General features: G+C 39.1%; 10 protein-coding genes. 4 read left to right on the top strand and 6 right to left on the bottom strand.

Going from position 1 to position 13,142, the window contains the following annotated elements:
* Positions 1-19: 19 nt before the first annotated feature.
* Complete coding sequence (locus TEL01S_RS05265) at positions 20-1,102, bottom strand: BMP family lipoprotein (RefSeq protein ID WP_012003090.1); 1,083 nt, start codon at positions 1,100-1,102, stop codon at positions 20-22.
* On the bottom strand, positions 1,099-3,024 hold the full coding sequence (locus TEL01S_RS05260) for a hypothetical protein (RefSeq protein WP_028843205.1): 1,926 nt from the start codon (positions 3,022-3,024) through the stop codon (positions 1,099-1,101). Before TEL01S_RS05260 ends, TEL01S_RS05265 begins: the two co-directional genes overlap by 4 nt.
* A gap of 323 nt (positions 3,025-3,347) precedes the next feature.
* Between TEL01S_RS05260 and TEL01S_RS05255 the strand changes: the two genes are divergently transcribed.
* Positions 3,348-4,130 (top strand): ABC transporter ATP-binding protein, encoded by a 783-nt coding sequence (locus tag TEL01S_RS05255; protein WP_012003088.1) that lies wholly within the window; start codon positions 3,348-3,350, stop codon positions 4,128-4,130.
* Positions 4,130-4,951 (top strand): ABC transporter permease, encoded by an 822-nt coding sequence (locus tag TEL01S_RS05250; RefSeq protein WP_012003087.1) that lies wholly within the window; start codon positions 4,130-4,132, stop codon positions 4,949-4,951. Before TEL01S_RS05255 ends, TEL01S_RS05250 begins: the two co-directional genes overlap by 1 nt.
* Positions 4,952-4,964: 13 nt before the next feature.
* Here the strand turns inward: TEL01S_RS05250 and TEL01S_RS05245 are convergent, their stop codons facing one another.
* From TEL01S_RS05245 to TEL01S_RS05230, 4 genes are read right to left on the bottom strand one after another with little or no spacing between them, the layout of a single operon-like run.
* On the bottom strand, positions 4,965-5,807 hold the full coding sequence (locus tag TEL01S_RS05245; RefSeq protein WP_012003086.1) for a carbohydrate ABC transporter permease: 843 nt from the start codon (positions 5,805-5,807) through the stop codon (positions 4,965-4,967).
* Positions 5,804-6,691 (bottom strand): carbohydrate ABC transporter permease, encoded by an 888-nt coding sequence (locus TEL01S_RS05240; RefSeq protein WP_028843206.1) that lies wholly within the window; start codon positions 6,689-6,691, stop codon positions 5,804-5,806. The genes TEL01S_RS05245 and TEL01S_RS05240 overlap by 4 nt, the downstream gene beginning before the upstream one ends.
* A gap of 47 nt (positions 6,692-6,738) precedes the next feature.
* Positions 6,739-7,965 (bottom strand): ABC transporter substrate-binding protein, encoded by a 1,227-nt coding sequence (locus tag TEL01S_RS05235; protein ID WP_012003085.1) that lies wholly within the window; start codon positions 7,963-7,965, stop codon positions 6,739-6,741.
* Positions 7,966-7,989: 24 nt separating this feature from the next.
* Positions 7,990-9,156 carry an ROK family transcriptional regulator gene (locus tag TEL01S_RS05230; protein WP_012003084.1) on the bottom strand — a complete coding sequence of 389 codons (1,167 nt, stop codon included), beginning with the start codon at positions 9,154-9,156 and terminating at the stop codon, positions 7,990-7,992.
* Between the two features lie 565 nt (positions 9,157-9,721).
* Here TEL01S_RS05230 and TEL01S_RS05225 point away from each other — a divergent pair.
* Both TEL01S_RS05225 and TEL01S_RS05220 read left to right on the top strand, forming a co-directional pair.
* Entirely contained in the window at positions 9,722-12,451 is a 2,730-nt protein-coding gene (locus tag TEL01S_RS05225) for a glycoside hydrolase family 3 C-terminal domain-containing protein (RefSeq protein ID WP_161632311.1), read from the top strand.
* A gap of 276 nt (positions 12,452-12,727) precedes the next feature.
* Positions 12,728-13,132, top strand: a complete 405-nt coding sequence (locus TEL01S_RS05220; protein ID WP_012003082.1) for an FMN-binding protein — start codon at positions 12,728-12,730, stop codon at positions 13,130-13,132.
* Positions 13,133-13,142: the final 10 nt, after the last annotated feature.

Below are 13,142 nucleotides of genomic sequence, written 5' to 3'. Positions count from 1 at the left end.
ATCTTGCCCCCTTTAAGTATCAAAATGGAAATGTTATCTCAGGAACCTGAAAAGCTTTCAAAGCATCCTCCGTATCTGGAATGATTATCTTTCCATCTTTGATAAGCTTTGTTAGATATTCAAGTTCAGCGATCACAGAATTTGCAACCATACCTTTGGTGTATTTCATCGGGCTAACACCAGCACCATTTTCTTTAACACCAAGAACTTTTAAACCTCCCTCAAAAGTTCCTTCCCAGGCAGCTTTGACACCATAATAAGCGGCAGAGGATATTCCTTTTGTGGCGCTGCATAGAACGACGCCTGGTGCCATGTAATCCTGGTCAACATCCACACCTATTGCAAAATATCCTTTTTTATTCTTTGCATAGTAATCAATTATATCTACAAGTTTGTCAGATCCTACAAGTGCTGTCATTTTCTCTTTCGCTGCTTCTATGCCACCATTGCCGCAGGCACCAGCTGCAAGAAAAACTATGTCGGCTCCCTGAGCATACTGTGCAAGTGTGAGATCCTTTCCTTTTTTAGGATCTTCAAAATCATTCGTGTAACCTTTCAGAACATCCACTTTTTTCTTATGAAGTGTTGAATAAGTTTTTGCTCCAGCTTCGAATCCATATCTAAACCTTTCAACTGGCGGTATTGGGATACCTCCAACAAAGCCAATCTTGCCGGTTGATGTCATGGCCGCAGCAATGTAACCAGCATAAAACCCCGCTTGCTCTTCTTTGAAGATGTAACAAACAACATTTGGTAAATCCTGTCCCTCGGGTGGAGTAATATCAATTCCGACGAAATACGTCTCCGGGAATTGCTTTGCAACCTTGAAAAGTGCATCAGTCATCATAAACCCAACCGCGAAGACAACATCACCTTGCTGAGCCGCTTTAGTAAGGTTTGGAATATAATCTGCCTGTTCGTACGACTGAATAACCTGAGCCTCTGCTCCTATCTCTTTCGCTGCTATTAAAGCACCTTCCCATGTTCCATCGTTAAAAGATTTGTCGCCGAGGCCACCTACGTCCGTAACCATGATAACCTTGAATGCCATTGCGAAGACTACAAGCCCCATCAACAACGATAACACCAGTAGTTTTTTCATAAAACATCCGCCCCCTTTCTGAAAAGTTTGAACAGGTTAACACCAAAAATAAGAACTGCGATAAAAAATATACCAGGATTAAACCAGCCTGATTCCTTCAACACAAGTGTTGGTAGACCCTGTTCGACAAACACCTCCATGCTTCTGGCAGAAAACCATTTTACTATTGAAAAAATAGCCAGAATAAGTGATGGAAAGAAACTGACTTTCGCTCCAGATATCTTAGTCATAAAAAATACAAACATCGCAGCCAGAGCAATCGAAAGAGCTGTTTTTTCTCTGCTCAAAGGTATACTTGGTTTCTTGACTTCGGTGCTAATGTAATCATGTAAAGAAAGCTTTGGTGCTATATTTGAGAGTATTGGATATTTCATCGAAAAGAGTTGTTCTATATAATCGGCAAAATCTTTTCTCAAATAATCGGCAGAATAAGTCATAATCCTTTTCACGTGCGTCGAGAAATCTCTGTACGCAGACTCGAATTCAGATTTTCGACTTTTCTCGTCTGCAACATAAGTTCCAAGATCTTGTGCCAAACCAGAAAACAGCTTCGTTCTTTGCATGAAATTATCAGAATTGTAGAAGGCAATTTTATTAGAAAATAATAGATAAAGGCTTTCATTCACAGATATCTCATCTATAGCTTCGAGGTTTCTGGCTTTCTGCAAAACATCAGCTACATCGTTGAGAACAGTCTTGGTTTCATCCATGCTGACATACAAAACAGACGACAGATCACGAACAAAATACGAGATTTTGGATAATTCGTCTTGAAAAAGATCTTTCTTTAACAAACTGTAATAAACGGAATTTCTAAGATCATAGTTTTCCATGGAAAGCTCCTTACTTTCCGGTACAAATGGGATAAAGATAAAAAGAATTATTGCAGTAGCAATGGACAGGTCTAAAAATCTTTTCTTTCTGAACGCAGTTCTCAGCGACAAAATAAAAGCCAGTACGAAGCCAAAAACCGCCAGAATACCATAAATGAGTGAATCAGAGGAGGAAAGAAAATCAAAAAACAACAACAGGTAGATCGTTTCTACTGAGGCAATAAATGAAAGAGCTGCAGTAAAAAGCTTTCTATATCTCAAGGCCACTACGATAAATACAATATAAACAATATATCGAATCCACCAGAGATTTACATTTTTTGGCGTCGTCAAAACCGCATTTTGTGCAACTTCAGCTTGAAAAGTAGTTACTGGTTTGGATATGTCTCTTGCAAGGAAAGCAGCTTCTCTATTTATATAAGCTGACAGGCGACTCGGATCTTTCGAGAAGTTATCCAATATTCTTTTGACAGCATCTTCAACAGATTGCACAACAGATGGATCCGAATAGTAAAAACGACTCAGATCTTTTATGTGCGGTAAATCTTCGGGTGGTTGAAATGAATAGGTTACACTATCTATAGATGTTATCCTGGCAGTCTCCACAGGAGGAGCTGTGTCTGTTAAACCCAATTTGTAACATATTATCCATGTGAAAAATGTTCTTGCCTCCTTGCTAAGGATATCTCTGTAAGAGCTAAAAAATTTAATAAAAGCGTTGTTCTTCATTATAACATCCACGCTCAAATTACTCTTTTCCATTTGTGAAACAAGATATGAAAGAAAAAGCGCATAAGCAAGCTTTTGATCTTCATCGTCTGCCTGAACATGATCATACATCACGCCCAGATAATCCCCAACATCCGGAGTCGCTTCACGTTTATCAATACTTCCAGCAATCAACAGTCTGTAATATCTATAAAGTGACAGGTTTTTGATCTCTCTGTTCACGAACGACAAAAACTCATCCGAATAATTTCCTTCAGCGTAATTATCAACCAGAGTTCTGTAGATCTCCAAAGAACGATCCATATCAATAGCAAAAATCTGTACAGTGACAAGCAAAAATACGAAGACTATTTTTTTCATCGAAAGCCTCCCTGATTGTTTAAGAAAATTACCATTGAATATAATACACGAAATTATAATCGTCAAGCAAGTGTAAAAAATTGCGTGTTGCCCTGAAAAACAGTACTTGCATTTTTCCTGAAAGTATTGTAGAATAGCACATAGCGATTTTTGGATCTCAGGAAAGGGGGCATGCAAGGTGAGAAAAACAATGTATCGTTTCGAGTTCATAATGTTAAAACACCTTGCAAAAGCCCTGGAAGATTCCTAAAAATAAACTTGTCAAAATACAAGGGGTTGTGCAAGGTGCACAACCCCTTTTTTATTGTAAGAGAGGTGAGCCCATGTTAGCAGTATCTGTCAAAAATGTCAGTAAATTTTTCAAGAGAAAAAAAGGCGAAGTCGTGAAAGCAATCGAAAACATGTCTTTTGACGTGCAAAAAGGAGAGATATTTGGAATACTTGGACCAAATGGGTCAGGAAAATCAACCCTCATAAGAATGATAGCAACGCTTCTTATTCCCGATGAAGGTAGTATAAAAGTTTTCGGGCACGACGTGAATAAGGAACCAGAAAAGGTTAGAAAACTGATTCATCGTGTATCGGTGGAAGCAAGTTTTTTCAAAAAATTGTCCGCATATGAAAACCTCTTCTTTTCGGCAGGAATTTATGGACTTTCCAAAAAATATGCTTTAAAAAAGATACACGAATTGATGGCTTCAATAGGATTCAATCATTCGAGGTTGAAAGATCCTATAGAGGATTTTTCCCGCGGGATGCAACAGAAGGTTTCTATTGCTCGAGCGTTTTTAACCAAACCGAGCTTGCTGCTTCTGGATGAACCAACAACCGGGCTTGATCCAAGAGCCAAACGTGAGGTTCAGGAACTTGTCCACAAGGCAAGCACAGAAGGAAGCACCATACTTCTTTCTACGCATGATATGGATGAGGCGTACAAATTATGTCACAGAATAATGATCATCCATAAGGGAAAACTGGTTGTCATAGGCGAACCAAAAAAGCTCGTGGAAAACCTTAGAAAGAAGTATCCAAACGCGTCACTTGAGACTGTATTCTTCGAATACACCGGAGAAAATTTTGAACAGATAGATCTGGAGGTGGTCTGATGGAGTTCATTGTTCACGAATTGAGAGCTGCTTTAGCTTTTATAGAGCGTAATTTCAACCTGATAAAAAGGTATTGGAAGTGGGAGATAGTTTTTTTTGCTTACACAATAGCTAATACAGTCACGATGGGGTTTATTGGCAAAGGTGCGGTTAGTTTTGGAGCAACGGTTGATGTAAATTATTTAATCATGTATATGCTTATTGGATCAATTCTATGGGGATATCTTTCTGTACTGTTTGAAATAGTCGCTGAAACAGTTGCATGGGAAAGATGGGAAGATACCATAGAATACACTTTCATGGCTCCTGTAAAGCGAATAACACATCTTTTGAGTGTATGTTTTTTCAGCGTTATGTATGGTGTTTTAAGAAGTGGACTAATCTTGGTATTTGTCTCTTTACTGTTCAAACTGAATCTGAGTGAAGCAAATTTTGCCAGCGCCGGTCTTGTTTTAGCAACAGCCTCGATTTCGTTTATAGGACTCGGGGTTGCTGGTGCTGTATTGCCACTGATTTCCCCTGAAAAAGGCGTTCAGGTGGTTCACATTTTTCAAGCACTTCTGCTTATGTTTTCTGGTGTTTATTACGAAATAGATGTTCTACCCGAATGGATGCAAAAAGTTGCTGCTTTATCACCTGCCACTTATGCACTCAGGGGCATGAGAGCCGCCATACTAAATGGTGCAAACAGCAATCAACTGTTTCAGGAGATAAAACCATTGTTGTTTCTCGGTGTTATACTTTTGCCGGCAGGCATAGTTGTCTTCAATTACGTAGAAAAATACGCGAAGAAAAAAGGGTTGCTGAAACGAAGCGGGTAAGATCGCACCCGCTTTATGTTCCAGCTAAACTACCTGCAAGTAAACCGCGCATGAAAAAGCGACCGAGAAAAATGTATACAAGCAATGTCGGCAGCGCAGTTATCAAGGCGCCAGCCATTTGTATATTCCATTCAACGAAATAACTTCCGGCGAGATTATTTAAAGCCACGGTTATTGGTTGCACAGATGGGTTCGGCGTGACAATTAATCCGAAAAGAAAATCATTCCAGATGGATGTAAATTGCCAGATCATGACCACTGCAAATGCTGGCATAGAAACCGGAACAATTATTTTTGCATATATCTTTGCAAAGCCAGCTCCGTCAATTTTTGCTGCCTCTACTATGTCTGATGGAATTGTAGAATAGTAATTTCTGAAAATCAGCGTTGTTATCGGGAGACCGTAAACACAATGAACAAATATCAACCCGGGTATTGATCCATAAAGTTTTGTTTTTTGTAGAAATTGGACAAGAGGTATAAGGATACTCTGATATGGTATAAACATACCAAACAAAATCAGTGCGAAAATTAAATTTGACCCTTTAAATTTCCATTTAGTGAGCACATAACCATTCATCGAACCAAGCAGAGCGGATATTAATGTTGCAGGCACAACCAAGTAAATACTGTTCATAAAATTCACAGAAAGTCCTCTCAATCCGCGCGATGGATCACCTTTCCATGCTCGGGCAAAACTTTGAAAGCTTAGAGATTTCGGAAGGTTCCACATATCTTTCAGGCTAACTTCTTGGAAGCTTTTCATACTTGTGGTAAAAAGAACATAAACAGGCATTAAGTAGAAAAGCGCAAATAGTATCAGAACAGCATATAAGAGAATTCTCGGTAATTTCATCTTCTTACCTCCGTTCTCATACTGTATATTAAATATGGCACAACCAGTACTGCAACTGATAGCAGGAGGATCACAGCAACAGAAGCACCCTGAGAAAAGTAATTTCCTCTAAAAGTAGTATCATACATAAAAAGTGCGGGAACATCGCAAGAAAAACCAATGCCACTACCAGTCATTGCAAAAACCAGATCAAAAATTTTCAAAGAAATATGGCCAAGTATGATAACAGCACCCAGAGTTATAGGTCTTAAAAGAGGTATAACAATATGTCTGTAAAGTTGGAAAGTGTTTGCACCATCAAGTTGTGCAGCCTCGTACAATTCTGACGGTATTCCCCTTATTCCTGCTAAATACATAGCCATAACATAACCCGACATCTGCCAGGTTGCCGCTATAACAACTGCTTTAATTCCTATATTTGGATCAGTATACCATCCACTTTTCAAAAAAGATAATCCTATCTTCTCAAACAGCAAATTCAATCCTACACTTTCTCCACCGGGTCCAGGATTAAGTATCCACCTCCACACCACGCCTGTTACTACAAAAGAAATAGCCATTGGAAATAAATAAATTGTTCTAAAAACCCCTTCAAATCGCACTTTTCTGTCCAGTAAAATGGCTAACAATAACCCAATAAAAATACTCGAAACAAGAAATAAAACAGTGAAAACCGCTGTGTTTTTAAGCGACGTGACGAATCGAAAATTTTGAAACAATCGGCCGTAGTTCTGCAATCCAACAAAAGTGAAATCAGGGAAAATATCTCTCCAGTTTACAAGAGATACCCATGAAGTCCATCCTATAAAAATGTAAACAAAAATCCCAACAAGAACAAGAGAAGGAAGAACAAAAAGTATGGATATAAGTTTATCTTTTTTCATAGTGAATACCTCCGCTTTAAGAAGCGGGGAGGAGAGCCTCCCCGTTTTTACTGTGCAACACCTTGCGAAATAGCAATATTTATCAGAGCTTTTTGCGTTACCTTTACATCTGGGCGGGCGACAAACAGAGATATAACATCTTTGAATTCAGTTACCCATCCTTCCGAAGCTGCCGCTCCGTGCATAACACTTGGAACAATTTCATGTTTTAGCCAATCATCCATAGCGGATCTCTGATACTCAGGAAATAAACTTTTGTCAACATCTGTTCTTGCCGGTATGGATCCTTTTTTAAGATTGAACGCCACCTGACCCTCTTTTGACCCAAGAACTTTGAGGAAAGCTATCACAGTATCTCTATTTTTTGCACCCTTAGGCAAGCCAAAGCTGTCAGACAGAGCATCAAAAATTCCTGCATTGCCAGGTGCCAGAGTCCAGCCAAAATCTTTGAAGTTCTTTGCATAAAAATATCCAACTGCCCAGTCACCCATTATATTCATTGCAGCTTTTCCTTCGGCAATTAACGCACAGGCTTCGTCCCAGGTTCTGGCAGAATGGTCTGGGTTCACATAGGTTAGCATTTTTGCAAAGGTTTCAAGCGCATCAGTAACTCGCGGATCAGACCATTTCGTCTCTCCTGTCCACAAACCTTTGTAGCCTTCTGCACCGAGTTTACCTATCAAAACTGTCTCAAAAGCATGAGCTGCTTCCCATCCATCTTTTGTTCCAAGTGCAAATGGTATGACTCCGTGAGATTTGAGAACGTCCGCAACCTGGAAGAATTCTTCGAAAGTTGTTGGTGGTTTCAAACCGTATTTGTCGAAAATTGCTTTGTTGTACCACAGTACATTTGCTCTGTGAATATTGACAGGGACTGACCACAACTCGCCGTTGTAAGAAACAATATCAAGAATGCCTTTTGGCATTGCTTTGTCCCAGCCTTCCTGCTTGTAGAGGAAGGTAATAGGTTCCATGAATCCTGTTTTCACCCACGTGTCAATAAGTTCGTGTCCAGCATGTACCTGGAAGGTATCTGGTGGATCTCCTCCAAGCATTCTTGTTTTGAGAACGGCTTTAGCTTGAGCACCAGCACCCCCAGCAACCGTTGCGTTGATGATCTCTACACCCGGATTTGCTTTGCTAAAAATGTTGAACAGCTCCTGCAACCCTTCTGCTTCCCCACCAGCTGTCCACCAGCTGAAAATCTCAATTTTTGCCGCGAAAACTGCAACTGCTAAAAGCATTACTACAAGCAAAGACATCTTACGAAACATACAAACACCTCCCCTTTTAAAAAGTTAAGCATTATTCATATCCTCCAGAATTTTGTTTATCGCTGTAATATTGCAACCTGGAAGAGATGGCGAAACACTCTTGAAAATTGTGTCTCTAAATTTTATGTTCCTTAAAAATCCATAAATATCTATTTGCAGAAGCTCTTTTTCAATAAAAGAACCAAAGGTTTCCCAAAGATTGCTAACTGCTCCCCCAAATACAATTATTTCGGGATTCATGAAATATCCAATATTTCTGATCGTTATAACAAGATTTTTCAGAAAATCATCTATAAGCTGGTGTGTTGTTTTATCTCCAGCGAGCCAAAATCTCACAATTGCATCAAATCTTTCCTTTAAGCTTCCTTCTAAGTTCTCACCGGTTGTTTGCTCAAACATACTTACCAGTTTTGAAATTGAAAGCAGTTCTTCAACTTCAAAAATTGTATTTTTCACCATTAAAATAGAATGACCAATCTCGCCAGCTGCAAAATTACTGCCCTTAACAATATTTGAATTTATCAATAAAGCTCCTCCAACACCTTCACCGAGATAAAAAAAGAAAGCGTTGTTAGAATTCTTAATATCTTTCGCAAAAAATGATTCACCAAGTAGAGATAAATTAGAATCGTTATCAATCAGGATCTCAAAGCCATATCTGGCAAAATGCTCTCGGAAATCTACGTTGTGCCATTTCAGATTTGGGGCGTACAGCAATGTGCAATTTTTGCCATCAACGATGCCCGGGAGCGAAAAAACCATTCTTGTTTTTCCCTTTCTCAGCCTCTCATCAAAAAGTTTTGAATTCATTATTGAATCAATATTATTCAGAAACTCTTCAAAACCATTTGTTGGAAAACTGCTTATTATCTCCCAACTTCCATCCAGAAAACCAAGGGCAACCGTTGTCTGTAAAACCTGAACATCTATTATCAAAGAAGTTGCAAAAGCCTTCGTTGGACCATAAACGGATGCCCTCTTTGTATTGGTTCTCATAAAATACCCTTTTTGTTCAATCAATCCCTCCTGAATCAGTTCTTCAGTTATTCTCCAAATAGCACTATTAGCCAGTCCAGTCATTGCTACCAATTCTATTCGACTGCGAGGTCCACGCTCAATCAAATGCCGTAAAATCAACTGTTTATTAAGTCTTTTCATACTCCTGGGATCGATCTTTTTTGAACTCGACATATAGACACTCCCCTGACATATCTCAGCTGTAAAATATCTTTCTAAAAAAGATTTTCCTGGATATACTAAAGCAGATTTAACATATAAAAGCAACTGGAGTTTACTTCTTTTACAGTCTCATCTTCCACAAAATCTGATTTCAAAGTGCAAAATATGCGAGTGTTCTCCATTTAGCTCCAGATTTCTCCCTGTTTCTTCAATTTTCACAAATTGAACAGGAAAAACCTGATTGATCCGGATTACACACTGAAATCTTGTTACAGATAAATACCGATAACCGGGGAAAGATTAAAAAACGTAGATATTCTTAGAAAATATACAAAAATGTTCGAAAAGAAATTATATTAAGGTAATCCCACGATATATATTTCAAAACAATTTGTTTCCGAGCATATTTATATTTGCTTTTTTATGTAAACTTTAATTTAATCTACGTTAGAAATAAATCTTTTTCAGAAAGATAAATAATCAAAACATTATTTAAGTGCCCTGCGTTGGGGACAACCTTTACAGAAGGAGGTGAAAATTTACTAAATCTCTATTAAATAGCCAGGAGGTGTTGATTGTGGGAAAAAAAGTCTGGATTTTCTTATTGGTGTTCATAGCTACTGTTTCATTCAGTGCTGAAAAGGTGTCAACGCCAATAGTCTCGGTTGAGAGCGGGACATATGATTTTCCTCAATTTGCTTTTGTGAATGTTGAAACGCCCGGTGCAGTTGTATATTACACAACAGACGGAACTGATCCATTAACTTCCAGTACACGCCGAACTTTAAGGTGGTACATAAACATCAATACTTCTATGACTTTGAAGGTAGCTGCGGTCAAAAATGGAATGGAACCAAGCGATGTTGTTACTTATAATTATTTGATACGAGTTATGGCACCAAAGGTTTCTCCTGGTGCTGGAGAATGGAAACAACTTCCTGAAAAAATAGTCCTTTCAACTACCACGCCAGGAGCAACAATATATTACACCACTGATGGAAGCGAACCAACACGCCATAGCAATAAATATACAGATCCTATAATTCTTGAAAGAGGAAAATTAAATGTGATTAAAGCAATAGCAGTAAAAGATGATGGATCACCGGATAGCTATGTTGCAACATTTGAGTACAGAGAAAACCCCAACTTGATCTTATTGACAGATGTGTTGAAACCAAATGCTAACATTGATTACGTGATTGAGAAAGTCATCTTGGAAATGACGCTTGATGAAAAAGTCCGCATGGTTTGGGGCGCTGCAACTTCTCAACTTGGGGCAGCAGGTAATACTTATGCAATACCAAGACTTGGTATAACAAGCATGGAACTTGCTGATGGACCTGCCGGGCTTCGTTTGGGAATGTTGGGAAGCGGCGGCCATGAAGCAACTGCGTGGCCAAATCCTATGATGCTTGCTTCAACCTGGAATGAAGAAATTGTTGAAAAAATAGGTGCGGCTATTGCCAGTGAGGCAAAATACTACGGCATTGATATTATGCTTGGGCCAGGCATGAACATTCATAGAGACCCACTGGGTGGCCGTGTTTTTGAATATTACTCAGAAGATCCACACGTTACAGGCAAGATAGCCGCCGCATGGATAAAAGGACTACAAGAAAACGGTGTTGGAGCCACAATGAAGCATTACGCCGCCAACAATGCGGAAAACAACAGAATGAATATCAATGAAATAATCTCTGAAAGAGCTCTCAGAGAAATATACCTGCGTGGTTATGAGATAGCTATTGAAGAAGCAGATCCCTGGGCTGCCATGGGCGCATACAACAAGGTCAACGGGACCTGGTGTACAGAGAATGAATACCTCAACAAAATGCTGAAAGATGTTTTCGGATTCAAAGGCCTACTCATGTCAGATTGGGGTGCTTACCACAATCCCGTTGCCTACAAATATGGTTTTGATTTGAACACACCGGGTGGTGAAACACGGCTCCCAGGACCGGATAGTTTGAAAGAAGCCATAAATCAAGGAATAATTTCGCAAAAAGATCTTGATAGAGCTATAGCAGCTATTTTGAAGATTGTAATCAAAACCGATACTTTCAAAAAACAGATATACGATAAATCTGTATTCGCAGCCCGACAGAAACTCGATCCTTCCTTAGCGAACAAGCATGCTGCACTGTCAAAAGAAGCGGCATTGGAAGGCATTGTTCTCCTCAAAAATGACTATACGTTACCTTTGAAAGATGTAAACACAGTTGCTTTAATAGGTCAATTAGCCTACAAATCAGAATTGCCATCAGGGTGGGGAAGTCCTATAAAAGGAATGTACTTTGAAGGAGGAGGCAGCGCGGCTGTTGTTGTAGATTTTGAGGAAGTTGTCACCCTTGTTGAAGCTTTGACATCTGGCGGATTAAATGTTCTTCAAAAAACAGAAAATGGAGATTACCTCGGTGAGAAAATGAGTAAGAAAGATGCTATCTATGCAGCTGAAAATTCCGATGTTGCTCTTATATTGATTGGCAGACCTGGAACAGAAGGAGCAGATAACACACCCGAAAGCATGAAATTAACAGAGGAAGAGTTTGGTATGATTCGAAATGTTTCTGAAGCATATCACGACTTAGGAAAAAAGGTTGTAGTTCTGTTGAATGTTGCTTTGCCAATCGAAGTCGATGACTGGGATGATTATGTGGATGCAATTCTTTATATCGGACTTCCTGGAACCTATGGGGCTACTGCTGTAACAGATATATTAGTTGGAAAGACTAACCCATCAGGAAAACTGGTTGACAGCTGGCCGGTGAAATACGAGTATGCACCAACGTATGGGACTATGCCAAAAACAGATACTGTTGAAATGACCTATAGTGAAGATATATATGTTGGATATCGTTATTATGATTTACATCCAGAAAAAGTCAAGTATCCATTTGGTTATGGGCTTTCCTATACAAAGTTCAGCTACGAATCAATATTATTGAGCAATAAGATATTCAATATTTCAAACAAAAATGAGAAAATAACGGTCACAGTATCAGTAAGAAATATTGGTGAAATGGCTGGTAAGGAAGTAGTTCAACTCTATGTGAGAGCAAATGACAGTTCGATTGCAAGACCTTACAAAGAGCTCAAAGGGTTTGCAAAAACAAAGTTACTAAACCCCGGAGAATCCGAACAGATAACATTTGTAATTGACAGTAGGGACTTAGCTTATTTTGATGAAACTGTTCATGAATGGATTGTAGAACCGGGTATGTACACAATTATTGTCGGCGGAACATCAGACAACAGTGTGCTTGAGAATGAGGGAGTATGTGCACAAATATTGGCGATAAGGGAATAATTTGAGAAAGAACGAGCGGCGGCACAGCCGCCGTTTTTTCAAATACCTGTCTTGTGGAAAATAGTTTTCTCGCTTCTTTACCTGCCTTGTTGATTATCGTTGCTTTTCTCGTACAATTGACAATAACGAAAGAGTATACATTTCATTTTCAAAAAGTCTATGCAAGGAGGAAAGAAAGGTTTTGTCAAAGACCTTTTGCACAGTCCTATTGATAGCTCTTTTAACAGTTCTGGTCAGCTATTTTGTGAGAAACCATACTCTGTGAGGTGATTCGTCATGAGGCGTTTTTTCAAAATTGTTATAATGGTGATAGTCTGTGTTTTGATCTCAGCTACCTTGTTCGTGTTAATTTTCAACAGGGGTATGAACCAGATCAAGAAAATAGAGATCAAAGATATAGATTTATCCCAGATCAAAGATGGAGAATATCTTGGGCAGTATGCAAGTGGACGATGGCAGTACATGGTTAGGGTAATTGTATCCGGCGGGGAAATAAAGAACATAGAGATTCTCAATAAGAAATCTGGGTTCATAGACATGAATGCGTACAAGCAGTTAAACGATGAAGTAATCAGTAGAGTTTTGAAAAACCAATCTCTAAGAATAGATGCCGTGACTGGTGCCACTGTAAGCACCAAGGCTTTACTTAAAGCTTTAGAGAATGCCCTAACCAAGCAGTAATGGAAGTGAG

Origin of the sequence: Pseudothermotoga elfii DSM 9442 = NBRC 107921 (assembly GCF_000504085.1) — a bacterium.
GTDB lineage: Bacteria > Thermotogota > Thermotogae > Thermotogales > DSM-5069 > Pseudothermotoga_B > Pseudothermotoga_B elfii.
Note: the sequence above shows the minus strand (reverse complement) of the source record. Positions and strands in the feature narration are given on the sequence as shown.